Below are 26,409 nucleotides of genomic sequence, written 5' to 3'. Positions count from 1 at the left end.
GCTTTTTAGGTGGTTTATTTGATTAATTGGTATTGGGTGAGATTAAATTGATGAATACAGTAATGTCATTAGCCCAACCTTTAAAAAGGTGGCTAAACTTTGAGAAGTTGAGCGCTCGGTTGGTTTCAATAAGAGTCCCGCTTGATGTTGCAACGCTGCGACGGTCTTGAATTTGTAGGATGCTACGCTTATTGCCGCCTTTTAAATCAAACTCAATGTGAGAAAAACCAAACTCTGTGATCAGTGAATGCTGCGTGCCAATCTGTTGGGGGCCAGATATATGTATATTGCTTAGTACAGCACTTGCAACTAAGACTCCATCATAAGGAGCATTGACTACTTCCCATCCGGCACTATTTAATTCTTCAATTAAATGCGTCCGAAAAGAATCTGCATACTGTTGTAAGGTGGTATTGCGGTAATTTCGACTGGTTTTAGATGTGAATTTAGTGAGCCAATCTTTAGAGAAACTAGCATCGACCTTTTCAATATAGATTTTCTTTGATGCCGAAATAGCCGCATTGTCAGCTACCTTGAAAGAATCGAAAGGAGTGCCAGCCATTGATTGAAGGAGGTTTTGTTCATTTTTGTCACTCGAAAAAGCGACGTTCGAAAAAAACATTAAACAAGCAAGCAACATAAACAAGCTATGCATACGCCATATTTTAAACGTGTTAATTACATGTGCAGTCTGTGATAGATATATCATTTGTAGAGCATTGCCTCACTTTTAGAAACTCAAGGGCCTTTAAAGCTTGACTATTATAGATTGAAAAAGTGCTGGATAAGTTCAATCTGTTATTCTTTCAAGCTCTTTGGCTTTTTCTTCAAAACGCATTTGTCGACGGTGGGCCCAAATTATCCAAGCAACAATCACTATGCTACCCACTCCCAAAATAAGCGTAATTTCTGCCCAGTTAATTGGCGTAGCTTTAGGATATAGATATTCGTTGATGGCAACACCGCAAATTGCCACGAGCAATGCTAGCCATGCAGAATGCTTATTTATGTAGGCAATTTTTGCATTGTTTTTTAGTTGTTGTAAAAGTGTACGGGTGTAGCGCTCAGTCGTTTTACCTTGGCCAAAAGCCGCTACCCATCTGAGCTTGGCAATATGAATAAGCATCAATGCCAATGCAAGCATATTCAATGCGATAAACCACTTTAAAAAGGGTGTGAGCTCGATATCGCCTGCTAACAAGATAAAAACCGGTAAAACTCCCAGGACATCAAGTGCCATATATAAGCGTTGCTTGACGCGCTGCTGCTTAGCTTGCTTAACAATTTGCGCGGTGTTGACCTTAAGCGTTGGCTGTTTTTGCCAAAGCTGATTAAAGTCTGATTCAGCACGCTTGTCTGTGGAGTCATTGTTCATAGTGCATCTGCCTATTTAAATCGCTTTTAATGCGCTTGATCATCACGCCAACATTGTTAGCCGAAAGCCCGCTGACCTCTGCTATCTCGTGATAAGAGAGTCCTTCAAGCGATAGTGAAATGACCTGCCGCGCGGGTAACTTTAACTGTCGAATAAGTGAAAGTAGCTTAGTGAGCTGCTGCATTTGGGCGACCTCATGCTCAACTTTGATTTGAGAGTTCGACATATAGACCTCGTGTGCAGGCGACTGCTCTGATTCTTGCCAGTCGACTGTTTTAATACTATTGATTTGTTTGCTCACGTGCGTAATGCATCGGTTGTGGGCAACCCTTAAAATATAGGTTTTTATGCTGGCGTCGCCCTTAAACCTTTGCAAAGATTGCCAAACCGCCACGCAAATCTCTTGAAACAGTTCCTGCTTTAGGCTTTCATTTGCCTCATAGGTGCTCGCCACTCGAGAGAGAAGCGGCCCATACTCCTTTATGATGTGTTCAAATTCATTCAAAAGTTGCTTTAATCCGTTATTTTTCTGCGGTACTGCAATAGATAGTCTCAGTCTTTGGCAAATTATTACAAAAAATATATAACCTGAACTCTGGATAAGAAACAGCGCTAAGTAGCCCTATTGGCGCGAATTGCTTCGTTGCAAAAGTAAGCAATAGAATAACTATTACGTGACTTTTGCGCCTTGCACTTCACGCCAATAGAGCTTCTGAGTGTAACAGCATGAAATCTATGGTGTTATTAAAGTCTTGCACTATTTCTTATCCAGAGTTCAGGTTAAATAGAAATAATTGTAATAATTTCGTGCAAGCAAAGACTAGTAGGTATGAAAGCTGCAGTAAATGCTGCCATTTTTTATACATCGTGAATGATTAAGGAGAATTTATAATGACCACGGTTCAAATTTCTTTACTGATTGGTGCATCACTATCGCTTTGGGTTGTAATGTGCTGGTTAGATGTGAAATACCAGCTTCGGTTTGTTGATTGGATGAACGGTTCGTGCAGTAACCCCTTTCAAAGGTGTAAAGCAGTCAAGCAAACGAATATCCATGCGCTGTCAAAAGACGACGAAATTGCACAGCTTAAAGCTCGTATTCAAGTACTCGAAAAAGTGGTAACCGAGCCGGCTTATGAATTAAACAAAAAGCTCAATGCACTTTAATACTTCGTTATTTGCTATTCAAAAGCTCGTAATACTAAGGCCTACTTCTCAGTTTTTTTCAGATGGTATTGTTGGCCTTGTAGAGTGCACAATACAGTATCGAAAGTTATGCCTTAAGGCCTTTTTACAAACATGATTACATTGTTCTCTAAATTATCCGTCATTGCCCTCGCCATTTTATTTCTGTCTGGCTGTGCGGGTTATCATTATGCAAGTCAAGTTGAGTTAAACAAACCGCTAATATCGGCCAGCGGTGAGGCCTTAGATGGCACACCCGTAACTATACCTGATGACCTACTTGGCCAACCGGCGCTGTTGATATTCGGCTATGTGCATAAATCACAGTTTGATATCGACCGCTGGTTGATTGGTTTGGATATGACCAAGGTCGAAATACCGATTTACGAACTTCCGGCTATTAAAAACCCATTTGCTGGGTGGTTTAGTGACAGAATCGACCAGTCTATGCGCGACGGTATTCCAAGAGAGCTATGGCGCGACGTGATCACCATTTATGACGACGGTGACAAAGTTCAGCGATACACCGGTAACCTTACCCCCAAAAACGGCAGAATTGTGCTAATTGATGCTCAAGGCAATGTTGTGCATTTCTATGACCGCGGTTTTTCAGTGGCTGCGCTAAATGAGCTAAACGATAAAATAGCGACACTTTAGGTAGAAGTCGCAAACATTTCATCCACACCCCCAAGATTGCTGGCATGAAAAGGCATGATGCTTTGCTGACCGTTCAACATAAATAAGAAAGACCCGCCGTAAATCGGGTCTTTCCTTATGAACTTTGATCCTTATCTGCACACACCTTTTGAGCATTAAACCTAAGTTTGCTTATATCCGGCCCATATTAAGCTTGTAATTACCTATGACTGAGTTGGGTAATGCGTCATTTGAAGCCCCAAAAAAGTGTAAAAATTTTGATCATCCGTTAAGCAATTGTATAAGTTGTAAATAGGCCATTCACTCTTTGTAATTAAATTACATAAAAAGTGTGTTTTGTATGAATATTTTATTAAAAATGAAATTAAATTACATAAAAGCCTTTAAAAACCCTTTTAAATGACGATAATCAGTAAGGTACACGCAACAAATCTAGCTTTATTACAAAATGAATATCTAAATATTAGGGGAACATAATGAAATTAATTAAAACTATTTTAGCACTTTCAGTAATTTTACCAGCTACCACTTTTGCGTCAGCAGCTCAGACTAGCAATATAGTGTTAAAGCCGGTAAATGATAATGTTGAAACACAAGCATGCTATATCGCCGCAACCAATGGTCTCGACGCTGCTAAAAAATATATAGAATCAAACGACTATTCGTTTGTTGTGTTTAATAGCGCGCTCACTTGCAACGGCATCAGCATTAAAGACTTTGCACAAAAATTTGCAGATAAAAAAAATGCGCTTGCTGACCCACTCGAAAAGAGTCCCAGCAATGTCAAGTTAGTCGCCGTCGATAACAATATCTCTCAGCTATGTGTCGACGCTGTAATACTCGGTGAAAAGGAAGCCAGAGTAAAACATGACGTGCTGCACGAGGTGGTGTATTGCAACAGTAAAACACTAAGCAGGTTTGCTCGCACATTTCAGAACAAAAACGTAATTTTGTAAGTGTGGCTTAATAACAAAGAAGGCGGGATGTATGAGCATTTCCGCCTTTTTTAATTTATGGATGTTGGCTCATTTTACATCGGCACGTAACCAGCACTGAGGGAAGCCCTTTCGTATGAATCAAAGTGACTGCATATTGATGTTCATGCCAAAGTTTTAAGCAATTTGTCTAGCTCGCTTCATGCCACGCAAGTCTGTAAACTATGTTATCTTAAACAAAAACGTGTGATATACAGAATGCTAGCCTACCTTAAAAACATCACTTCGACACTTTCTGTTGGTTTGCACAAGCTTTATGAAGTGATAGCTAGTATCGGCCTAAACCTCAAGACAAAGCTTCAAGCATTTTTTCAAAGGACTAAACTTTCAAACTTATTCGAGTGGGCTAAACAGTTTACGCCCTCTCAATTATGCTATTTCATAGCATCGCTACTACTGATCCCCTGCATTATTTTTGATGGCTTCGAAATCATTTGGGTCGCTTTAATCGCCTTTGCGGGCCTACTGAGAGAGGTGCTAAATGTATTCCACAAAGTATGGGAAAGCACCATTGGTAAAAGCCTAGTCGTTGTGCTTTATGCCAGCACCGCAAATCTTGCGTTAGCCTTTGCGGCATTGAAAATCAATGCCATTACTAGCATAGAGCCAGCACCTTTCATTTTTACCTTAGGTTTTACCACCTTAATGCTTATGCCGTTTTGGATTGCACTATCGAGCATCGTGATATTTTTATTGGTGTTAGTGCTTGCGAACGTTTGGCTGTTAATATCGTTATTACTGAGACTTGTTGGTTTCAATATTAAGATTCATTGGGAAGATAAGAAACGTGCAGTCCTTACTATGATACTCAGAATAGTATTGATCCCCATTGTGCTAGCGCATTTAGTAAACGTTATGCTTCCCTTTGCAAACACTGATTTGTTAGATGGCCCAATGCATTTAACTTTTAATACTGAGCAAGCTGATTTTGATGCAAACAAAGAATTACCCCAAGTCGAAACAGAGGCTTTAGAGGAGGCGTTAAACGGCGATAATTCTGAACAGGAATTGCGCAATAACCAATTGTTCATTGAAAATATCATCGCTAACTTTATTTTTTATTTTGAAAGCTACCCAAGTAGTGCTTGTATTAAATCTGATTTACAAAGATCTGTGATGATCAACGAAGATTTGGTTTTGCTAATAAGTCGGAACGAGCAAGCAATTCATGGGTATGACTATGAAGTAAGAGAGTGCTTACCGCGCCTAAATACTATAGCCGAGTGAAAATGAATTCACTGCCAAAAAACCGCCAATGCCGAGCGCATCAGCCGTTTCGTTTGAGTTTGACTATATCAGTCCTGTGCTTGAACAGGGTAGGCGTCGTTCATATGCGACGAGTAGGCAACTTCAAAGGCTGCTTGTTGAAAAATCTTTAGGCCGGTTTCAGAGAATTCTACCGATACTGGATTGCGCTTCAAGCTAGCTTTAAGTGCTTGAAGGGTGATGGTTTGTACTTCGATGTTCTTGATTAATTGAATAGCCGCTTCCATTTTGAAACCAAGTCCACCGCCTGAAAATTTACCAGTAAGTGGACGCTCTTTGATCACCACCCGGTCAACTTTATAATCTTCCATTAATTTGGCAAACGAGCTTTGAAAATAGCTTAAATCGGCAGTGCGATTACGTTTGCTAAATTCCACTTTGCGCGCACGGCAGTCGGGTATGGTAAAAAGTCCATCGCGATAGTCCAAAATACTGATTACCGCTTCAGTGCCTTTAATTTCTACGCCACAAACTCGCATGCTTTACCTCGGTTTTTTAGTTGAACAATGATGTTTTCGAATAAGTTGATTATGATAGCGCAATTGCTCAGTAATTTGACTATTTATATCACTTAACACGAGCGTGTTTTTTGCAGGCGCAAATAGTCTAAACTAATACAAACGAATTCATTAACTTAGATTGTGTTACGCGCAATACAATTCTATAGTTATAGACCTATCCGAAAATTCTAAATTTAAAACATAGATAAGGCCCGTAATGAGCAGCAATAACCCACGTAAACATTCCCAAAAAATCGTTGATGGCACCGCGCAAGCGCCAAGCCGCTCTATGCTAAGAGCCGTTGGTTTTGGTGATGAAGACTTTAAAAAGTCGCAAGTTGGCATCGCGTCCACTTGGAGCATGGTGACGCCATGTAACATGCACATTAATGATTTAGCTGTTGAAGTTGGTAAAGGCGTGGACAGTGCAGGCGCAAAAAGCGTTATTTATAATACCATCACCATTTCAGACGGTATATCGATGGGCACCGAAGGCATGAAGTATTCGTTGGTATCGCGCGAAGTTATCGCCGATTCAATTGAAGCAGTATCGGCCTGTATGGGGCACGACGGTATTATTGCCATTGGCGGCTGTGATAAAAACATGCCTGGCTGCATTATGGGACTTGCGCGTTTAAATCGTCCGTCGATATTTGTTTATGGCGGCACCATTTTACCCGGCGAAAACCATACCGACATCGTCTCAGTATTTGAGGCTGTTGGTGGGCATGCTGCAGGCGACATACCAATAACGCAGTTAGAGCATATAGAAAAAACCGCTATCCCGGGGCCGGGCTCTTGCGGCGGCATGTATACAGCAAACACCATGGCCTCAGCCATCGAAGCATTAGGTATGAGTTTGCCTAATAGCTCTGCACAAAACGCAGTTTCTGAGAGCAAAAAGTTAGACTGTATCAATGCTGGAAAAGCCATTACTTATTTGCTTGAGCATGACATTAAACCTTCAGACATCATGACAAAGAAAGCCTTTGAAAATGCGATCACCTTGATTATTACCTTAGGTGGTTCAACCAATGCAGTCCTGCACTTAATTGGTATGGCCGACACGATTGGCGTTGAGCTTACACTGGATGATTTTGTGCGTATCGGTGAAAAAACCCCAGTGATCGCCGATCTTCGTCCCAGTGGTCGTTATTTGATGTCAGAACTGATTGAAATTGGCGGCATTCAGCCTTTAATGAAACGCTTGTTAGACGCAGGTATGCTGCACGGTGACTGCATGACAGTAACTGGCAAAACTATGGCTGAAAACCTTGCTGATGTACAAGATTATCCTGAAGCGCAAGACATTATTCTGCCCTTTGACAAACCTATTAAGAAAGACAGTCACTTAGTTATCATGACCGGTAATTTGGCACCTGAAGGCGCAGTATCAAAAATTACTGGCAAAGAGGGTTTGAGCTTTACCGGCACCGCGAAAGTCTATGATTCAGAAGAGCAGGCCTTTGCTGCTATTATCGACGGCGCCGTTGTAGCCGGTGATGTTGTCGTTATTCGCTATGAAGGGCCGCGTGGCGGACCGGGTATGCGTGAAATGCTCAGCCCAACCTCAGCTATAATGGGCAAAGGCCTAGGCAGTGATGTCGCTTTGATTACTGATGGTCGTTTTTCAGGCGGCAGCCGAGGCTTTGTTGTGGGCCACGTAACCCCCGAAGCATATGAAGGTGGCACCATTGCACTGGTCGAAGATGGCGACAGTATTACTATCGACGCGCAAACTAAGCAAATGAGCTTAAATGTTGATGAGCAAGAAATTGCTAAACGAAGAGCCAACTGGCGTCAGCCCAAACCGCGCTATACTCGTGGTCTGTTAGCCAAATTTGCAAGAACGGTAAGTTCGGCATCAACCGGTGCAGTAACCGATAAACCCTAAATAAATGATAAGCTTATGCGCTGAATACTCTCGCTAAGCAGTTTTAAGGTGCTGACTATAAAAGCACTTAAATGAAATACCCAAAAGGTAATGAAATGAACATAGTTTTTCAAAAGAAATATCAAGGCTCATCTTTGGCTTGTGCCAGTGTCTTAGCGTTAGGATTGGTGTCGATGTCGGGCAGTGCTCTGGCGCAACAAGCGCCCGAGAGCGTTAGCGCCAATGATTTTATTCAACTGTTTGCGAAACTAGGCGGCGAGCATGCTGGTATGCGTAAGGCTCACGCGAGAGGCGTCTGTGCCGTTGGTAGTTTTGCGCCCGCTAGCGACGCTGCGCAGTACTCATCATCTGCACTTTTTACTTTGGATGAAGTACCTGCACAAATTCGATTTTCTTTAGGTGGCCCAAATCCTGTTGCCGATGAGCGAGAGCCAGGGACGCGCGGCGTGGGTATTCAACTGAGCTTACCCGATGGCGGTAAATATCATATTACGGGCAACAATACCCCAGTGTTTACCGGTAAAGATCCTGAAACGTTTTTTGGCTTTTTAGAAACACTGTTGCCTGACGAGAACGGGAAGCCTAACCCAGCTAAAACCGGCGCGTATATTGCGGCTAACCCCAGTGTTATGCCGGCTCTTGCCTATGCACGCAGTAACCCTGCACCTGCATCGTTTTCTCGCTCAGACTACTTTGGCATTCACACCTTCTTTTTTGAAAATGCTCAGGGTGAGCAAACAAAGTTCAGATGGCATCTTGTGCCCGATGCTGGGCCTTTAGGCTTGACTGCACAAGAGAGTGCATCAATGCCGTCAGAGTTTTTAGAGCAACGCTTGAAAGACGAGATTGCAGATGGCAGCGTCAGTTTTACCTTAATGGCAGCAATTGGTAATGAAACTGATTCGGTAATAGATCCATCGCAGCAGTGGCCGGCAGAACGTCCAAGCATTGCTATGGGCAAACTTACGGTCACCGAGGCCGGTGGGCAAGCTTGTAATCCTACTAACTTTGATCCGAACATTGTGCCAAGTGGGATTAAAACCAGCGATGATCCGGTGTTAAAAATGCGCTCTCCAGCATATGGCATTTCTTTTGGAAAGCGCTTGAGCAATCAATAAAACAGTTTGTAAGACTGACGTTTTCACAAGACTATCCAGTTGAACCAACCACAAAACTGTCCATGTGGCTCGCAGCAAACATTTAAGCTTTGCTGCGAGCCTTTTATCTGCGGCCTGCAAGTTCCTGCTACAGCTGAGCAACTGATGCGCTCGCGATACAGCGCTTATGCTACTTTAGCCTATCAATACATTGCAGATACCTATGCTGAATTGCCTCGCGCGACCCTTGATGCAAACACGCTTGCTGCTCACGATAAAGCTACCCAATGGAAGGCTTTAGAGGTATTGCAAGCACAGGGTGATACGGTAAGCTTTAAGGCATATTACTTGGCAGATGGTCAATATTATTGTATGCACGAAATATCCCAGTTTGTTAAAGAAAATGGGCAATGGCGATATTTGAAAGGCGAGATGCAAAACGGCGCCGGTAAACTGGATATTGGCAGAAACTCGGCATGCCCCTGTAACAGTGGCAAAAAATTTAAACGTTGTTGCGCTAGTGCTTAAGTCATTTATATTTAAGGATGCAAAAGCATCCAAAAATAATATTCAAAGTTAGCTGAGTAGGCATTTACGAAATTTTATTCACTATTAAGGACACAATATGACCACCATTGGTACACCGTTTTCAGAGACGGCAACAAAAGTGATGCTTTGCGGCGGCGGCGAGCTCGGTAAAGAGGTGGTGATTGAGTTAAAACGATTGGGCTGTGAAGTCATTGTGCTTGACCGCTATGAAAATGCGCCGGCCATGCAGGTGGCGGACCGCAGCCACTGCATTTCGATGCTCGACGAGCAGGCACTTAGAGATATTGCGATTAAAGAGCAGCCGGACTTTATTGTGCCAGAAATAGAAGCCATCGCCACCAGTGCGCTTATTGCCCTAGAGCAGCGAGGATTTAAAGTTGTGCCTAGCGCAAAGGCGGCGCATTTAACCATGAACCGTGAAGGCATTCGCTGCTTAGTAGCAGAAGACCTCGGTTTGCCCACTTCGAATTATGTGTTTGCAGAGGAATGGGAAGAGTTTGAAGACGCAGCAAGAGAGATTGGTTTCCCGTGTATTGTAAAGCCCATTATGAGTTCATCGGGTAAAGGGCAATCGATGCTGAAAAGCGAAGATGATTTAGAACGAGCTTGGCAGTATGCACAAGAGGGCGGTCGGGCAGGCAAGGGCAAAGTGATAGTCGAGTCAGTTATTGAGTTTGACTATGAAATCACTTTGCTAACCATTCGACACAAAGGCGGCACGTCTTTTTGTGAGCCAATTGGTCATCGCCAAGAAGACGGCGACTATCGCGAATCTTGGCAACCTCAGAAAATGAGTGAACACGCTTTACATACCGCAAAAGATATCGCGACAAAGGTTACCGAGGCTCTTGGTGGCTTCGGCTTGTTTGGCGTTGAGTTTTTTATTAAAGGTGACGAAGTGTATTTTAGCGAAGTCTCCCCCCGTCCCCATGATACCGGTATGGTGACCCTTATTTCTCAGCACCTTTCTGAATTTGCCTTACATGCCAGAGCGTTTTTGGGATTACCCATTCCAAATATCACATTTTATGGACCTTCTGCCTCAACTGCATTGCTGGTTGAGGGTGAGTCAACAAAAGTAAGTTTTAGCAATTTGCCGGAGGCCTTGAGCAAATCCAATACCGATTTAAAGCTCTTTGGTAAACCTGAAGTAAAAGGCCGTCGGCGCATGGGCGTTGCTTTAGCTAGGGCTGAAACAGTCGAAGATGCTGTGGCACTCTCTAATGAAGTTGCTGCAGCGGTTAATATAACCCTGTAGTTCGTTTAACAATTTTATTGTCTATCTTTGTTATTTTGCACTATGGTCATTACATACACTTAAAGTGAGCACCTTTATGCATTTACGCATTCTTAGCATTTCAATTGTCTTATTTTCGTTTTTTAGCAATCTAGCTTTTGCAGATACGGCTCTGGTGGGCGGCAGGCTGATTGATGGCTTTGGTCATCAGCCAATCGCCAATAGCGTCATATTAATCAAAGATGGCCTTATCGAAAAAGTGGGCAGTGTTGACACCCTGCAGGTTCCACAAGGCTATAAAGTGGTCTCAACTGAGGGCATGGATGTTTTGCCAGGTTTATGGGAGAGTCACGCGCACCTAATGATCAATGGTCACGCCGATTATGAACATTGGGACAAAACCTATCCTGAGCGATTTGCCGATGAAATCATGCCCTCAAGCGCTGTGCAGTTGCTTCTCGCCGGTGTGACAAGCGCGCGAGATTTAGGCGCTCCACTGGAAGCCTCTATTAGCGTGAAGTCGAGAATTGAAAGCGGAGAAATACCTGGGCCAAGACTTTTTGTATCAGGGCCGTTTATTCAAGCTGAGCCTTATCCGGGCACTGAAATATTTCGCTGGGGTGTTAAAAACAAGCGCGAAGCTGAGAATAAAGTGAACGAACTGGCGGATGCTGGCGTTGATATTATCAAGCTGATTGACCATGACAAAATGACATTAGAAACCGCACAAGCTGTGGTTGATCAAGCACATAAGCGCGGTTTAATTGTGGTTGCACATTCCCATCGCCCTGATGAAATACGCCGTGGCATTGCCATTGGTGTAGACAACTTTGAACACACTGGGCTGACCACAGCACCTGAATATCCTGAGGATATTATGACACTGCTTAAAGAGCGCACGGCTAAAGGTCGCGTCGCAGGCGGGCCTCTGTTTTGGACACCAACCGTGGAAGGTCTATGGAATTATGAAAGCACCGTAGCTAACCCAGAAAAGCTTGATACCACTTGCTGGCACAGAGGCTTAAAACAAGACATCATCGACGATATTGCCGCGTCTATACAGAATGTGGGGCAGTTAGATTATATGCAGTTGACTCCGCTCAGAAAGCCAACGTTAAAACGCAAGATTCAACAGTTAAAAGAAGCGGGCTTGGTACTATTGATAGGCACCGATTCGGGTATACCGGCTAAGTTTCACTGTCAGAGCACATGGAACGAGATGGCAATTTGGGTAGAGCAAATGAACATGACACCGATGGATACGATACGCGCGGCGACGTATTGGCCATCTGTTCTGATGAAGGTAAACGATAAAGTAGGAACCGTTAGCGAAGGTAAATATGCCGATATCATTGCAGTTAAGGGGGATGTTTTACGCTACATTAATCTACTGCAAAATGTCGATTTGGTGATGAAGAACGGTGTGGTGTATAAACAAAACGGGCAAGTAATAGAATCTGCCCTTTAATTTATTTCGGCTATTACAATATAAGATTAGAATAAAGCAAAACCTGCAATACATATAAACACTGTTTTGTGCAAAAGATGGTTTCAATTCCAATAGACATGCAAAAAACATGTAAGTTTTTAACCTATATCTGACCATTAAACACAGCTGACCGTCATTGATGCTTTGCGAAATAGAAAAAGCCCGGAAAGCAAAATCAAGAAAGAGCTTATCGGTTCGTTTACAACTTGTGGCTTTGGTTCTAGTACCAAAAAACTACTCGTTATGTCCGGTATAGCAAATGGTGATTCAATCCTAGTCTCGAATCTAGACCTTGCCGCACCAGGGGTAAAATTAACGACGTAACTAGAAGGGATATCCGCTGTAAGTGAAATACTGTCAAACCAGAAATCTGCACCGGCGCTGACATCCCATGTGGACGTAAAGGCTAATCTATCGCCACCAGGGCCGGTGCCAGTGAATGAAGCTCTCGGTGCGGATAACGCTGAACCACCAAAACCACCAAAAACCGTCATTACAGGCTCATTTAGACGCCCACCACCATCATTCCGGCCTCCCTGTCCATACGCTACGTTGAATTCACCATCGGCTATAAAATTCATCCTAAAACGCATATTCTCTGGGGCTTTGTACATAACGGTAAGTGCTGTGTCTCCGAGTAATGAGAAATTTACATTAAATGCAGGGTGCGTTTCCTCAAAGGTCGATAAATAAACCCACTTGCCCCTAGAACTTGATTTAAATTCGCTCGGGCCATCCATTGTTACCGTTTTTACGATCGCTGCGTTCGCTGCATCAGATATGATGGTAAGTAAAGATAATAGACCTATAAACACGGTTGCACCCACTACCTTTTTTGATATAAAAAATTGCATCATCTAGCCTCTCAAAAATTAAACAGCGTTGAACGAAAACAGTTACCGATCAGCAAATATAATGCCAAAATAAAATATTTGGATTTATATAAATAATACAGCAACTTAAATATATACAAGTAAATTGTATTTGAAAGAGTGTAAAAATTGCTGACAATTAATTTAAAATTACAATGTTCGTTTTTTTAACCTAATCATCAATATTTCATTCAAAAAGCGTAATAAGTTAACTAATTAGCAAGGCCAGCTTTATGTTAGAAACATACAAAATAACTAAAGTTACCAAACGTTATTGTACATAAATAAGAGGGGCTTCCAAGTAATACGTATTTTTGGTTGTTCGTTAGTTAAAACATAAATCCAACCCTAGATTGCAAATAGCCTTTATTTCAAGATCAAGCAAATTTTAAAGCAATCTTAAGATTATTTTAAGGTTGCTTTATTATATTAAGGTCATGAAATCCGTAATAAGGCATCATGATGTTAGATACCAATTGCAATAGCAGTAGTAATACCAACGAAACTTATCCATTTCAGCTGTATATCGCAAAAAAGCCAGTCAATCCTGCTACAAGCATGCGGGTGCAAGTGCTCCGCGAGAATCACCCTGATAGAAAAACGGCAAACACATTTATTCAAGCTGGATTTAAAAAAAGCTATGGAGCGGATGTGACCGTTAGCATGCCCATCGTAATCGGTTTGGAAAAAGCCGGTTTTAAGGCGGCATTAGGCATGCGAAGTGCATCTGATAGATTGTTTATTGAACAATATTTAGCGATACCCATTGAGCAAGCTCTTGGCGCTCAAGGTTATTTAAGCAAACGTCAGCACATCGCTGAGATTGGCCATTTATATTCAAATTCGAGCAACTTTACTCTGTCATTACTCATCGTTACTGCGCTGCTTTTGCATAAACAGGGCTTTACAGCAATGGTATTTACCGCCACCGCACAATTATCCAATTTGTTCGCAAAATTTGGGCTGACGCCCAGATTTATCGCTGATGCTGATCCTTCTAAACTGGTAATTTCTGATCAGTACTGGGGGACTTATTATGAAACGCAGCCAAAAGTTATGTCATTGCAGTTGCAAGATGTTAAGGACCTTATCGCAGCGAATCGATTGTTTAGGGTGATGTCAGAGCAGTTGATGCCGCAAATCGATGCCTTAGTCAGCAACGCGAAAGTAGCAGCGTGAATATCACCGACTTATTCGATAAACATAGCCATGATTTAGCTATTTGTGCACACGATACTAATCTAAGTCATGCACAACTGTTTGCAGAAGTGACACGCATTGCAGGGAAACTGCAAGGTGCAGGTATGCAACGCGTAGGACTGTATGCAGACAACAGCGCAGCATGGATTTGCATAGACTTAGCGTGCATGCTGGCCAACATAATATTGGTGCCCATACCGCTATTTTTTTCCAGTGAACAAATAACCCATCTTCTTGATACTGCAGACCTAGACGTAATATTCACAGACAGAACTCTGCCACGTGATATATCATTACGCGCAATCGAACAAACTAAAATTGAACACGAGTTTGTGCTTGGCCTGAAAGGCTTTACTGTAAAGAGCACAAATACTAAGGCAGCTTCTTTAGCCAGTAACAGCGTTACGAAACAAAAGCACCCAATGCCTAACAAGACCGCTAAGGTCACTTTTACATCAGGCTCAACGGGCCAGCCAAAAGGAGTGTGCTTAAGCGCATCACACCAATTGCTAGTTGCAAAGTCGCTAGTAAGTAGAGTCGGCGTCAAACAACCAAGACATTTAGTCGCACTGCCACTGTCAACTTTATTAGAAAACATTGCTGGGGTATATGCACCCTTGTTGGCGCGCGGAACGCTTGTTGTTCCCAATGAAAACCAGCGCGGGTTTAGTGGCAGTCAATTAAGCAATGTGCAGGCGTTTTTAAAGTGCATTAGCGAATCTCAAGCAAACACGCTCATTACTGTACCAGAACTATTAAAAGTTATGGTAGCCGCAAGCAGTCAAGGTTGGCAGCCACCATCAAGCTTCACGTTTATTGCGGTTGGCGGTGCCAAGGTTGCTAGAGCCTTAGTACAAAGCTCGCGTCAATTGGGTTTACCGGTTTATCAGGGCTATGGCTTATCTGAGTGTGCGTCTGTTGTCAGCCTAGCCGGCCCGAGCGATCCACCGGATAGCTGCGGAAAACCTTTAGAACACGTCAAGTGTGCACTTATTAACAATGAACTGCTGGTCAAGGAGCATGTATTTTTGGGTTACCTAGGCGAGCAAGACAGTTGGTATTCTAAACAGGTCAATACTGGCGATATTGTGCGCTGTCAAGATGAACAGCTTTTTATTGAAGGGCGTCGCAAGTTACAAATCATCAACTCGATGGGGCGCAATATTTCACCTGAATGGGCCGAGTCATTAATTTTAGCTAACCCGGCGGTTCATCAAGCCTGCATTATCGGTGAGGCGCGTCCTTACTGCATAGCCATTATTAGTCTGCATGGCAACGCTATGAGTCTTGCAGAGCTTGCTCAATACTTAATCGGTATCAATCGGCAATTGCCCGACTATGCAAAGGTGCGCAAAGTCATTTTGCTTGGCACGCCTATGTCACTTCAGCAAAACTTGATCACCGCTAATGGCCGCATAAAACGCGATGCAGCCACGACTTATTTTTCTCAACAAATCGACTTAGCTTATCAGTCTGTAGGTGCAGATTCTGTTTACCCAGACCTTAAGTATTTAGTTGAACAGGAGTTTATTCATGACACTATTTGAACGCTTGCACGCTGAAACCACCGATGCAAAAAATTACTTACTTACCGCTCCCTTAATTGAACGCTGCTTTGCCAAGCAGGTAAATAAAGAAGACTATGTGGCCTTTTTAGCGCAGGCGTTTCATCATGTAAAACATACCGTGCCACTTTTAATGGCGGTGGGTACACGTCTGACTGATGACCAAGAGTGGCTGCGCGAAGCCGTTGCAGAATATATAGAGGAAGAGATTGGTCATCAAGAGTGGATCTTAAACGACATTGCCGCATGTGGTTATGACAAAGAAGCGGTGCGCAGCAGCGAACCCGCATTTGCAACGGAGCTAATGGTCGCTTATGCCTATGACGCGATTAATCGAAAAAACCCGCTGAGTTTTTTCGGCATGGTACATGTGCTTGAAGGAACCAGTATCGCCTTAGCCGATCATGCTGCTGACTCTATACTATCTGCTACAGGCGTTCCAAAGAGCGCATTTAGCTATCTGCGCTCACACGGCGCCATCGATATAGAGCACGTGAAGTTTTTTGAGCAGTTGATGAATAAGATTACTGACCCTGTGCAACAACAGGTGATTATTGACAGTGCAAATAAGTTTTATCGTTTATATGCAGATATTTTTCGCAGTATTCCTGATCACCTGGCTCTAGCCAAGGTTGCCTAGGATAGATTATGAGCGATACCAAAACCATTACTAACACACAAAAAGCTATTGTCACCGGTGCCTCTGGTGGCATTGGACAGGCGATTGCAAGGGAGCTAGATAAAGCCGGCTACACGCTATATTTACATGGGCGAAATAAATTGGCCCTCGAATGCCTAAAGGATAGTTTAGAGGGGCAACACCATTTATTAGTGGGTGATTTAAACGATAACAACATCCAAAAACGACTCTTAGCCACAGCTTTTGAGTTAGGGCCCATCGACTTGTTAGTGAATAATGCGGGTGTTTCTGGCTTTGGCGAATTGGCAGATTGTGGCAGTGACATGCTAGCCAATCAGGTTCAAACGAATCTGATTGCCCCTATGCTTTTCACGCAAAAATTTGTGCAGCACTCACTTGCGCTTCGTCAACACGACTGCAAAATCGTCAATGTTGGCTCTGCTTTTGGCGCAATAGGTTTTGCTGGTTTTAGCGGATATTGTGCCAGTAAGTTTGGCTTGCGAGGCTTTACCGAAGCGCTTTCTCGGGAGCTAGCAGACACCGCCATTAAAGTCTGTTACTTCGCGCCGCGTGCTACGCAGACCTCACTAAACTCAGATGCAGTAACGCAATTAAATATATCACTGGGTAACGCGGTAGATTCTGTTGACGAGGTTGCCGAGCAGTTCATGGTGTTTTTAAACAGTAATAAAACGCGCAAAACCTTAGGTTGGCCTGAAAAGCTATTTGTTAGACTCAACGGCTGTCTGCCAGAAGTTGTCGATATGGCGCTGCGCAAAAAGCTATCCACTATTCGTACTTTTACTCACAAAGTCACACAGGAATCATTATGAAGATACTCACATTTTTACTCTCGATAAGCTTAGCTACGGTATTGTTTTGTAGCTCAGTAAATGCACAAGACAATGAAGCGAGTTTACTGGATATTCAACACCAATGGGCAAAGATCAACTATCAGCTTACCGGTGATGAACAAGACCAATCATTTCAAGCGCTCTTAATTAATATCGAAACCCTAAGTGATGCCAGTCCTGACAGCGCAGATTTGCTAATTTGGAAGGGTATTATTCAATCGAGCTATGCGGGCGTAAAGGGCGGGCTTGGCGCACTGTCGCTGGCAAAGAAGGCGAAAAAGTCTCTCGAAAAGGCCCTAGCAATCAATCCTGATGCCCTATCAGGTTCCGCTTATACAAGTTTGGGCACGCTCTATCATAAAGTGCCAGGTTGGCCTTTGGCTTTTGGCGATGATAAAAAAGCCAAAAAACTACTAGAAAAAGCTTTGGCAATTAACCCAAACGGTATTGATCCCAACTATTTTTACGGGGAATTCTTGTTCGATGAGCGGCAATATTCATTAGCCAAACAAGTGCTTGAAACTGCACTTGCTGCGCCGCAAAGAGAGCAAAGGCAAGATGCCGACGAAGCTAGACGAGCAGAAGTATTGGCGTTAATGCAAAAAGTCGATGCAAAGCTAAGCGCGAAGGGGTAAGCTTTTTGTATACTGCTCGAACATGAGATTGAAAGTGTGAAGATATTGCTAGTTGAAGATGACGCCCCGCTTGCGCGGGCGCTGAAAGAGTCATTGGTCAATCAGCAGCATAGCGTTACTTGGGTAGCGTCAGGCGAGCTTGCTCTGAATTCGTTTCGAGAGCACAGCTTCGAGCTAGTGATTCTCGACTTGGGTTTACCTGATATGGACGGTATGCAGGTTTTAAAGGTTATAAAAACCATCAACGCTAAGATACCGGTGCTTATCTTAACCGCCCGTGACGGCACAGAGCATAAAGTAGAAGGTCTAGATTTGGGTGCGGATGACTATTTATCGAAACCCTTTGATATGCCTGAGCTATTAGCTCGTCTTCGAGTGATTGAAAGGCGCTTTGGTACTGCGGTTTCAGCAGTCATCACTATTGCAAATGTCTCTATAGACACCGCGGCATCGAGTATTGAGGTGGATGGACAAAGTGTTGCGCTGTCGCGAAGAGAGTGGATGATTATCAAACTTTTGATGGAGTCTGCAGGGCGTGTCTTATCTAAAGACACTATCGAAGCGCGTCTCTATGATTGGGGCGAGGAAATTGCCTCGAATACGATTGAGGTGCACATCAGCAATTTACGCAAAAAACTTCCTACTGACTTTATACAAACACTGCGTGGCGTTGGCTATGTGGTGAAAAAACCGGCATAAAAGAAGGTGTCGATTCAACGTCAGCTTTTGATGCTATCCCTGTCGGTATTTACCTTAGCAACGTTTTTTGCTGCTCTGCATGGCTATCGAAACAGCCAGCAACAGGTAGATGCTTTGTTTGATAAAGACTTGGTCAATATGGCCACCTTCATCGCTAATATTCAAACTGACACCTTAAGCAAGGCCACCGACACTTGGCACTCAGAATTGGCAGGCCCTGCCCAGAATCTTAATCGGCCACTTGATAACAAGTACATTATTAATGTCGATATGATGTATCAGATTTTATCTAACGGTAATGTGCTTCAACGCAGTCAAATCGCACCTAGCACCGCGATGGGGATAAACGAAGCCGGATTTAAAGACATCACCTTTTTTGGAAAGCGATGGCGAACCTACAGTTTGCAAATATCTGAACAGCTTTTTGTCGTGGTGGCCCAGCCCACAGATTATAGGCGTGATAGCACCGAATCTATTTTGTTAACCACAGTCGCTCCGATAATTTATGCCATGCCGGTCATCGGTATTTTATTGTTTTACGTGATCCGCAAAAGTTTAGGCTCATTGGTGTCACTTAGCACTGAACTCAAGGGCAAGAGCAGTGACGACCTAGCACAAATAGATATTGGGACGCCACCAAAAGAATTACAGCCAGTGGTGACACGATTAAACCTGCTGTTGCATAAGCTGTCTTTGGCATTTGATCGAGAGCGGACGCTTTCAGCTAATGCCGCCCACGAATTGCGCACACCGGTAAGTGTGCTTCGCCTAACGGCGCATAACTTGCGAGAGGCCCATGACCAAAAAGGGATCACGCATAGCCAGTTTGACGAGCTCGATGCAAATGTGAATAGAATGGCCCATGTCATTGAGCAAATAATTGCGCTATATCGATACTCACCGGAACACTTTACTGAACAAATGCGTGAAGTCTCGCTTGATCATCTGTTGCGCGAGGTCATTGCAGAAAACTACAGCGGCATTGAGCAGCAAAACCAGGAGATCACGCTAGAGGCGATTCCTGCGGTGATTAGTGGTGAGCCGTTTGCCTTACAAATTTTGTTTGAAAATGTCCTTAAAAACGCGATTAAATACAGTGGGGAAGGCAGCCACATCGTGATTTCAATGACCGCCAAAAACAAGCAGGTTGAGGTGTGCATTGAAGATTCCGGTCATGTTGACCCTGATGAAATAGCGCGTCTTACCGACACATTTTATCGCGCTAAAAGCGTTGCGCAAACGGGTGTTAAGGGTTCAGGTTTAGGTCTGTCGATTGTGCAATATATTGCACACATCCATGGCGCAGAGCTGTCACTTTCTCAGTCAAAACTGGGCGGGTTAGCGGTGAGTGTGCATTTTAATACCTTGCCTATGGTAAATGGTAAGCCCAATGTTTAGTCAAATGCAGCAAGGCCTTAGTCAAGTATGGTGGCATCGTCGCCAGGCGCTCAGCAGTTTAGTATTGCTCAGCATCTTACTTATTAGCCCAAGAAGTTTTACTCAGCAGCCAGTATTTACCATTACCCTTAGCAATCATACTTTTTCACCTGATGAAATCGTCATTCCAGCACACACCAAAGTGCAGTTAATTATTGAAAATAATGATGACCAGCCCGAAGAGTTCGATTCTTTTGACCTAAATCGGGAAAAAGTTATTTTTCCAAATCGCAAAGTGCGTTTGTTTATTGGCCCTTTGTTACCCGGTGAATATGAATATTTTGGAGAATTTCACCCAGATACCGCTCGCGGTCGCGTAATTGTGCGTGAGCCTAAGTTAGATAAAAAAACGCTAAAAACAGGAGAGCCGAGTGTTAATTAATACCGTGATCTTACTGCTACGCGAACTGATGCCTTTGTGCATTTTGTTTTCTTTTATGTTGGTGTTGCGTCCCACGTTATTCGCTGATCGCGCGTTCACAGTCTGGTTTTGGATAACGTGTTTAGTCGTGCCTTTTGTGTCCTTTAGTGTTGCCGAGGTGGTCAGCGACGCTTTCAGCTCAAAGGGTGCTGAAATCATGGGGATCACATTACTGCTAGCGCACTTTGTGTGTTTATTGTCGGCGACCATGTTAAGTCTATCTAAAAATAACACAGCGTGGTTAATGGCGATTGGTGCGATCGCGTTGATTACCTACAAAGGCAGTAGTTTAATTTTGTATCTAGATATATATGCGAATCAGCTCGCGTTTTGGCAGCCTTTGATAGTTGGTATTTTTATAGGACTAGGTATTTGTATGAGCCTGTTGGTGCTGTTTCGTTTTCTGCTAAGCGAGTTACAAGGTCATCATCGAAACGCTTGGGTCATGGCATTTTGGGTCTTGTATTTGGCCGGCAATACCGCTGAAATTTCTAATCTGTTACTACAAATTAATGCAGTTGAATGGGGCGCAAAGACATTTTTTGATGTGTCTGCCTATGTGCAGGATGCCTCGGAATATGGACATTTACTAAAAGCATTAATAGGCTTTGATGCATCACCTACCGTGTTGTTTATGGCCATATATATTGCCTGCATGGGCGTTGCAACTCTCATGCTCTTGGCAAATCGAATAAATACGAACGCAGTTCAACAAAGGTCTGTGCGAACAGGCACTGAGGTTCAGGTATGAGAATTGGCGTAAAAACAACGCCGCTGGTGTTGTTTCCCTTTATATTATTGTTGCTTTTCGCTGCACAATGCCATGCTGACGGCATAATAGTAGATAAGGTTTATCATCCTTATGTGGTTGCTAACGAAAAAGAGTTCGAATGGCGCTTGAGTTCTTCTCAAGCTGATACTAATAATCGATTGGCGCAACAGTTCGGCTATGGTTATTCAGCCTTTGAAAATGTCGCATTTGAGGTATACATCATCGCTGAACGAGACGAAACCGGTGATTTTAATATTAGTGGCTACGAAGGCGAGCTTAGGTGGATGCTAACTGAACAGGGTCAATATTGGGCAGATTGGGGAGCTTTGTTTGAGTTTGAAATAGAAGATGATCGAGACCGCTACGAATTTACCTCCGGATTATTGTTTGAAAAAGAATTTACAAAAACCAGTTTAACCATGAATGCATTGGTGCATTATGAATGGGGGCAAGGCGACGCCGAAACGGAAGCCGAATTTAGATTGAAGTACCGCTATCGTTATTTGCCAGCGCTTCAGCCTGCAATAGAGCTGTATATGGGAGAAGACTTTGTTGGAATTGGTCCTGCGCTAATGGGTGTCTATCGTTTTGATGGACAAAAACAACTGAAGTGGGAAGCGGGCTTTATTACAGAGATTTCCCAACCAGGTAAAGACCATACGTTTCGCCTTTCTTTAGAGTATGAGTTTTAAGCATAGCCAAGCTCTACTGGCCTATAGACCTTGCTTTTGACAACAAATTTCAACTTCATAGCAAGCTTTGGTGAATGCCAATAAAGCGATTTAACGCAGTACATCGCATATCAGATCTTGTATACTGCGGTTGAAGTTTTAGCTACGCAAGTTAAGACATCATCTACACACTTTGTTTCAATGCCCTTTTTAAGGTTGGTGCCGCAAACATGTTAAGAATTTGCGGACTTAGGTGATGCTCTTACCAATAAGGAAATAAGTAATGAAAAAACTAATTAGTCTGGGCATTGCCCTTTTATTTACCGTATCAGTTAATGCTCAGCAAAATATGTTGGGTGATTTAATGGGCAAAGCAAAAGATTCAGATGCCGTAAGCGAGATAGTTTCTGGACCCAATATTGCGGGTTTGTTAGGCAGCCTTACTGAAAGTTTAGGTGTGAGCGACGAACAAGCACAAGGTGGCGTAGCGAGTATCATGAACTACGCAAAACAAAACCTTTCAGGTGATGATTTTTCTGCACTAGCAAAACAAATTCCAGGCACTGACAGCATTTTAAAGCAAATTCCTGACCTAGGCGGCATGGGTGAGAGTTCTGGTATGGGTGGATTACTTAGCAGAGCAGCAGATAAGCTCGGCGGAACTGCCTTACTGGCCCAGCAATTTGAGTCCCTTGGTTTGGACCCAGAAATGATGATGGGTTTTGTCACTCAAATTCAAAGTTACCTAAGCACACCAGAGGGTGAGCAAGCCAAAATGTTATTAATGGATAGCCTCAGCGGTTTAACTGGCTAGGTGACAAGTAGTATTTATGAAGCCCACTGTTTTGACTGAATTTTAAGTTGATGTAATGAAACACTCTTTGTTCCCAATTTCTTCTTTATTGTTGTCAAATGCTCTGTTGTTACTTGGTCATGGCCTGTTGCTTACGCTGTTGCCCATTGTGGCAAGTCAACTGGGTTTTACCTCATTAGAAATTGCGTTAACGGGTTCAGCGTACTTTTTGGGCTTTGTTTCTGGGTGTTTATTGACGCCCCATATTTTGCGCCGTGTCGGACATATACGCAGTTTTGCGGTATTGGCCGTTATTTATTTAGTCTTGATTTTGCTATTAAGTTATTTAGAAGGTTTTGCGGTATGGCTGTTAGCGCGATTTATTATTGGCGCGGCCATATCTGGTTTATATATGATCATCGAAAGTTGGTTGAATGAACGAGCCGATGCGAGCAATCGCGGCGCGATCTTATCCTTTTACTCAATGCTTAGCTTGTTGATGATCATGCTTTCTCAGCAGCTATTTACCCTAGGCAACAACGAGTACGATATATTGTTTGTGGGCGCTGCTATATTGGTGGCACTTTCGATTATTCCCGTCTCACTAACCTTGTCTTTGGCTCCCGCACCCGTCGAAGATACAAAGGTGAGTTTCAGTAAGGTGTGGAAACATTCGCAAATTGCGATGGTTGGCGTCATTATTATCGGTTTTGTGACCGGTGCGTTTTGGTCGCTTGCACCGGTATTTGCATCTCAAAGCAATTTTACTGATGGGCAACTGGCAATGTTTATGTCGGCCTCCGTGCTAGGCGGTGCCTGTTGTCAGATACCTATCGGCAAGTTCTCAGATCGTTTTGATCGACGCATCGTTTTGTTTTATTTAGCCTTTATTGGTGCATTAGTCTCAGCTGCTATGGTTGCAGCAGCGCACTACTTACCTAACTTTGCGGTTTGGCCAGCAAGTGTTCTCGCCTTTTTTTGGGGGGGAACCTGCATGACGATGTACGCCATTTGCTTAGCGCATGCAAATGACAATGCGCAAGCGAAAGATTTTGTTCCTATTGGCAGTGGTATGTTGATCACCTTCGGCATCAGTTCAGCAATTGGCGGCCCAATTGCGTCTGGGGTGATGAGCTATGTTGGCGCACTTGGATTATACGCATATATGGCGGTATTTTTGGCTTTGTTTGCGCTAATCATTATGGTCAGACGCACCACTCATGAGCTACCAGATAAGGTAGCCGACCACGATACATTTCAGCCCAGTGCAGGCATGACCACGCCGATGGCCTTTTCGCTCGATCCTCGAACCGAGCATCTTGAAGACGAATTAAAAGCTTCAAAAGAAGTTTGAGCAACTTGACCTTGGCGCTATGAAGTGTCATTTTGCCGATTCGTCTGATGTTAAGCAGGATACTTGCGGTTGTTTCATATTCTTAGATTTTCACTCAAACAGTTGTCGAATCGTGTAAAAACAGTCTCTTGTCTGTTTTTGCTGGTGTGGCTAAACGCTTGTGCTGTGTATTCTCAGCAAGCGGAGCCGGCATTGTTAAATGATATTGCCTACTCTAGCGTCCTTGAATTACCAATCGTTGCACCTACAGAAGTGATCGTTTACGGCAGTGCCGACACACAAGAAGTTTGGTACTACCAAGCTAATCCAAACGCTTATTTTAAAGGCGTAGTTGTGTTAATTCACGGTGGTTGTTGGTTGTCTCAGTTTACCATTGAGCATACTCAAGCCTTAAGCAATGCTTTGTCTGAACAAGGCTATGCAATATGGAATATTGAGTATCGCAGCACCGGCAATGGCGGCGAGTGGCCAGTTGCCTTAGATGATATTCGTGCGGGCATTGCCCAGCTTGCCGTTCAAAAAAGTAATACGCTCGATTTGTCTAAAATCAATTTAGTCGGGCACAGCGCCGGTGGCCATTTGGCTATGTTGGCCGCTGCAAATCCTGAAGGTTTAGGCTTGCCGCCAATCAGTAAGCTCACAACCATTGCCTTAGCGCCAATTGTCGATATACAAGCATATTCACTGGGCACAAACTCTTGTCAAAGTGCAACTGCTAAATTTATGCAGGGAAGTGCCGACGAGCGCGCAGCAGAATATCAACAGGCGTCAGTACTTAATTACCAATTTGAAAATTCTTCGACCTATGTGCTGGTGGGCGGCAATGACAAAATTGTGGCAAGTGAGTATTCGATGCATCCTGACGCTCAGCATATTATAGTGGCTGATGCAGGGCATTTTGATTGGATCCATCCGGGCACTGCTGCGTTTAAACAACTGAGCCTGGTATTGGCTAAATAAACCTTAAATAAGAGATACATGATCTTACAGAATCTTAGCAAGCGGGCCGAGAGCCTTGACACCATTGATGCCTTAAGCCACTTAGTTGACGATTTTTGCCTGCCCGCAGACTGCATCTATCTTGACGGTAATTCCCTAGGGCCTTTGCCGCTGTCAGCAAAACAGCGGGCTCGCGAAGTGGTAGAGCTTCAGTGGGGTGACGATTTGATCACCAGTTGGAATAAGCATGCGTGGATAAGTCTGCCTCAGCGTGTAGGTGCGAAAATTGCGCCATTGTTGGGCAGTCTGCCTGAGCAAGTGATTGCTTGCGATTCTATTTCAGTAAACTTAAGCAAAGTGCTGTGCGCTGCCCTGAATATTCAGCAGCATAGTTCTACTCAACGAAATGTTGTGATTTCTCAGCAAGACAACTTTCCTACAGACTTGTATATGGTGCAGGGCTTAAGTGAATTAGTCGGGCCACAGCGATGCTCGCTAATAAGCGTGCCTGAAAACAAAATATTATCTGCTATTGAAGAATATGCAGATACCGCCGCAGTGTTAATGCTTACGCATGTGAATTTTCGTTCAGGGCGTATTCACGATATGCAAGCGATTACCAAAGCGGCTCACGCAAAGGGTATATTGGTAATATGGGATTTAGCTCACAGCGCCGGTGTATTAGACCTCGAGTTAGATAAATGCGAGGTAGACTTTGCAGTAGGCTGCACATATAAATACCTAAACGGCGGGCCAGGTGCACCGGCGTTCATTTATGCTGCAAAGCGTCATTGGGACGACATCAAGCAGCCCCTGTCAGGTTGGATGGGGCACAAAAAGCCTTTCGATTTCGCCCACGACTATAGTGTTGCTGACGGTATGACGCGTTTTTTGGTGGGCACACCGCCAGTGGTCTCTATGAGTATATTAGATGCTGCGCTTGATACCTTTGATGGCATCAGTACTAAACAAATTCGCGCTAAGTCTGTTAGTTTAACGCAGTTTTTTCAAGACGCTTTTAATGCTTTAATTGAAGATAAACGTTTCACCTTAATCACACCCAACGAGCATGCGCTCAGAGGTAGTCAATTGGCCTTTTCTCACCCTCAGGCATATGCGATTTGTCAGGCATTGATTGCGCACAAGGTCATTGCCGATTTTAGAGCGCCGGATATTTTAAGGATTGGATTTTCACCTCTTTTTTTGACTCACAAGCAGCTTCTAGATGCAGTATTGAGGCTGAAAGAGGTGCTCGATACCGAGCAGTATTTACTCGCTGAATTTCAAACCAAACAAGCGGTCACTTAAAGATA

General features: G+C 43.6%; 28 protein-coding genes. 23 read left to right on the top strand and 5 right to left on the bottom strand.

Translation table 11 applies throughout. From position 1 onward, the window contains the following. Positions 1-22 precede the first annotated feature (22 nt). The 3 genes from AB9H30_RS12870 to AB9H30_RS12860 form a co-directional block, all read right to left on the bottom strand. A complete protein-coding gene (locus AB9H30_RS12870) occupies positions 23-709 on the bottom strand; it encodes a hypothetical protein (protein ID WP_371195097.1) in 687 nt (228 codons plus the stop codon). Positions 710-790: 81 nt separating this feature from the next. Beyond that, positions 791-1,375 (bottom strand): hypothetical protein, encoded by a 585-nt coding sequence (locus AB9H30_RS12865; RefSeq protein WP_371195096.1) that lies wholly within the window; start codon positions 1,373-1,375, stop codon positions 791-793. After that, on the bottom strand, positions 1,365-1,880 hold the full coding sequence (locus AB9H30_RS12860; protein ID WP_371195095.1) for an RNA polymerase sigma factor: 516 nt from the start codon (positions 1,878-1,880) through the stop codon (positions 1,365-1,367). Before AB9H30_RS12860 ends, AB9H30_RS12865 begins: the two co-directional genes overlap by 11 nt. Positions 1,881-2,266: 386 nt before the next feature. Between AB9H30_RS12860 and AB9H30_RS12855 the strand changes: the two genes are divergently transcribed. From AB9H30_RS12855 to AB9H30_RS12840, 4 genes are all read left to right on the top strand, one after another. Beyond that, positions 2,267-2,542, top strand: a complete 276-nt coding sequence (locus AB9H30_RS12855) for a hypothetical protein (protein WP_371195094.1) — start codon at positions 2,267-2,269, stop codon at positions 2,540-2,542. A 132-nt stretch (positions 2,543-2,674) separates the two neighbouring features. Further along, the gene (locus AB9H30_RS12850) at positions 2,675-3,217 is read left to right on the top strand and encodes a hypothetical protein (protein ID WP_371195093.1); all 543 of its coding nucleotides are present in this window, start codon (positions 2,675-2,677) and stop codon (positions 3,215-3,217) included. A 476-nt stretch (positions 3,218-3,693) separates the two neighbouring features. After that, a complete protein-coding gene (locus tag AB9H30_RS12845) occupies positions 3,694-4,173 on the top strand; it encodes a hypothetical protein (protein ID WP_371195092.1) in 480 nt (159 codons plus the stop codon). Between the two features lie 237 nt (positions 4,174-4,410). Next, positions 4,411-5,439 (top strand): hypothetical protein, encoded by a 1,029-nt coding sequence (locus tag AB9H30_RS12840; protein WP_371195091.1) that lies wholly within the window; start codon positions 4,411-4,413, stop codon positions 5,437-5,439. A gap of 68 nt (positions 5,440-5,507) precedes the next feature. Here the strand turns inward: AB9H30_RS12840 and AB9H30_RS12835 are convergent, their stop codons facing one another. Continuing rightward, positions 5,508-5,957, bottom strand: a complete 450-nt coding sequence (locus AB9H30_RS12835) for a DUF3010 family protein (RefSeq protein WP_371195090.1) — start codon at positions 5,955-5,957, stop codon at positions 5,508-5,510. Positions 5,958-6,195: 238 nt separating this feature from the next. On the opposite strand from AB9H30_RS12835, the gene ilvD reads away from it, so the two are divergent. The 5 genes from ilvD (at position 6,196) to AB9H30_RS12810 (ending at position 12,223) form a co-directional block, all read left to right on the top strand. Further along, positions 6,196-7,872 carry a dihydroxy-acid dehydratase gene (ilvD, locus tag AB9H30_RS12830; RefSeq protein ID WP_371195089.1) on the top strand — a complete coding sequence of 559 codons (1,677 nt, stop codon included), beginning with the start codon at positions 6,196-6,198 and terminating at the stop codon, positions 7,870-7,872. A 95-nt stretch (positions 7,873-7,967) separates the two neighbouring features. Then, entirely contained in the window at positions 7,968-8,990 is a 1,023-nt protein-coding gene (locus tag AB9H30_RS12825; protein WP_371195088.1) for a catalase family peroxidase, read from the top strand. A gap of 39 nt (positions 8,991-9,029) precedes the next feature. Next, complete coding sequence (locus AB9H30_RS12820; RefSeq protein ID WP_371195087.1) at positions 9,030-9,497, top strand: YchJ family protein; 468 nt, start codon at positions 9,030-9,032, stop codon at positions 9,495-9,497. A gap of 97 nt (positions 9,498-9,594) precedes the next feature. Further along, a complete protein-coding gene (gene purT / locus AB9H30_RS12815; RefSeq protein WP_371195086.1) occupies positions 9,595-10,776 on the top strand; it encodes a formate-dependent phosphoribosylglycinamide formyltransferase in 1,182 nt (393 codons plus the stop codon). A gap of 76 nt (positions 10,777-10,852) precedes the next feature. Beyond that, positions 10,853-12,223, top strand: coding sequence for an amidohydrolase family protein (locus tag AB9H30_RS12810; protein ID WP_371195085.1), 1,371 nt, complete (start codon positions 10,853-10,855; stop codon positions 12,221-12,223). Positions 12,224-12,360: 137 nt separating this feature from the next. On the opposite strand, the gene AB9H30_RS12805 is transcribed toward AB9H30_RS12810, so the two are convergent. Beyond that, positions 12,361-13,059, bottom strand: coding sequence for a hypothetical protein (locus tag AB9H30_RS12805; protein WP_371195084.1), 699 nt, complete (start codon positions 13,057-13,059; stop codon positions 12,361-12,363). A gap of 519 nt (positions 13,060-13,578) precedes the next feature. On the opposite strand from AB9H30_RS12805, the gene AB9H30_RS12800 reads away from it, so the two are divergent. The 14 genes from AB9H30_RS12800 to kynU all read left to right on the top strand — a co-directional run bounded on the left by AB9H30_RS12800 (position 13,579) and on the right by kynU (position 26,404). Further along, positions 13,579-14,295 (top strand): thermostable hemolysin, encoded by a 717-nt coding sequence (locus AB9H30_RS12800; RefSeq protein WP_371195083.1) that lies wholly within the window; start codon positions 13,579-13,581, stop codon positions 14,293-14,295. Then, positions 14,292-15,863 (top strand): AMP-binding protein, encoded by a 1,572-nt coding sequence (locus AB9H30_RS12795; protein WP_371195082.1) that lies wholly within the window; start codon positions 14,292-14,294, stop codon positions 15,861-15,863. Before AB9H30_RS12800 ends, AB9H30_RS12795 begins: the two co-directional genes overlap by 4 nt. Beyond that, positions 15,850-16,521 carry a TenA family transcriptional regulator gene (locus AB9H30_RS12790; RefSeq protein WP_371195081.1) on the top strand — a complete coding sequence of 224 codons (672 nt, stop codon included), beginning with the start codon at positions 15,850-15,852 and terminating at the stop codon, positions 16,519-16,521. Before AB9H30_RS12795 ends, AB9H30_RS12790 begins: the two co-directional genes overlap by 14 nt. A gap of 8 nt (positions 16,522-16,529) precedes the next feature. After that, positions 16,530-17,354 (top strand): SDR family oxidoreductase, encoded by an 825-nt coding sequence (locus AB9H30_RS12785; protein WP_371195080.1) that lies wholly within the window; start codon positions 16,530-16,532, stop codon positions 17,352-17,354. Further along, the gene (locus AB9H30_RS12780; RefSeq protein WP_371195079.1) at positions 17,351-18,010 is read left to right on the top strand and encodes a tetratricopeptide repeat protein; all 660 of its coding nucleotides are present in this window, start codon (positions 17,351-17,353) and stop codon (positions 18,008-18,010) included. The genes AB9H30_RS12785 and AB9H30_RS12780 overlap by 4 nt, the downstream gene beginning before the upstream one ends. 36 nt (positions 18,011-18,046) lie before the next feature. Beyond that, positions 18,047-18,709 (top strand): response regulator transcription factor, encoded by a 663-nt coding sequence (locus tag AB9H30_RS12775; protein ID WP_371195078.1) that lies wholly within the window; start codon positions 18,047-18,049, stop codon positions 18,707-18,709. Between the two features lie 6 nt (positions 18,710-18,715). After that, a complete protein-coding gene (locus AB9H30_RS12770; protein ID WP_371195077.1) occupies positions 18,716-20,107 on the top strand; it encodes an ATP-binding protein in 1,392 nt (463 codons plus the stop codon). Continuing rightward, positions 20,100-20,528, top strand: a complete 429-nt coding sequence (locus AB9H30_RS12765; protein ID WP_371195076.1) for a cupredoxin domain-containing protein — start codon at positions 20,100-20,102, stop codon at positions 20,526-20,528. Before AB9H30_RS12770 ends, AB9H30_RS12765 begins: the two co-directional genes overlap by 8 nt. Next, the gene (locus tag AB9H30_RS12760; protein WP_371195075.1) at positions 20,518-21,318 is read left to right on the top strand and encodes a hypothetical protein; all 801 of its coding nucleotides are present in this window, start codon (positions 20,518-20,520) and stop codon (positions 21,316-21,318) included. Before AB9H30_RS12765 ends, AB9H30_RS12760 begins: the two co-directional genes overlap by 11 nt. Continuing rightward, positions 21,315-22,031, top strand: a complete 717-nt coding sequence (locus tag AB9H30_RS12755) for a hypothetical protein (protein ID WP_371195074.1) — start codon at positions 21,315-21,317, stop codon at positions 22,029-22,031. The genes AB9H30_RS12760 and AB9H30_RS12755 overlap by 4 nt, the downstream gene beginning before the upstream one ends. A 262-nt stretch (positions 22,032-22,293) precedes the next feature. Next, positions 22,294-22,824, top strand: coding sequence for a DUF2780 domain-containing protein (locus tag AB9H30_RS12750; protein WP_371195073.1), 531 nt, complete (start codon positions 22,294-22,296; stop codon positions 22,822-22,824). A gap of 55 nt (positions 22,825-22,879) precedes the next feature. After that, complete coding sequence (locus AB9H30_RS12745; protein ID WP_371195072.1) at positions 22,880-24,157, top strand: MFS transporter; 1,278 nt, start codon at positions 22,880-22,882, stop codon at positions 24,155-24,157. Between the two features lie 63 nt (positions 24,158-24,220). Then, positions 24,221-25,117, top strand: a complete 897-nt coding sequence (locus tag AB9H30_RS12740; protein ID WP_371195071.1) for an alpha/beta hydrolase — start codon at positions 24,221-24,223, stop codon at positions 25,115-25,117. Between the two features lie 18 nt (positions 25,118-25,135). Beyond that, a complete protein-coding gene (gene kynU / locus AB9H30_RS12735) occupies positions 25,136-26,404 on the top strand; it encodes a kynureninase (RefSeq protein ID WP_371195070.1) in 1,269 nt (422 codons plus the stop codon). Positions 26,405-26,409: the final 5 nt, after the last annotated feature.

Origin of the sequence: Glaciecola sp. SC05 (assembly GCF_041380235.1) — a bacterium.
Lineage (GTDB): Bacteria > Pseudomonadota > Gammaproteobacteria > Enterobacterales > Alteromonadaceae > Glaciecola.
This window is presented reverse-complemented; position numbering and strand designations above follow the sequence as displayed.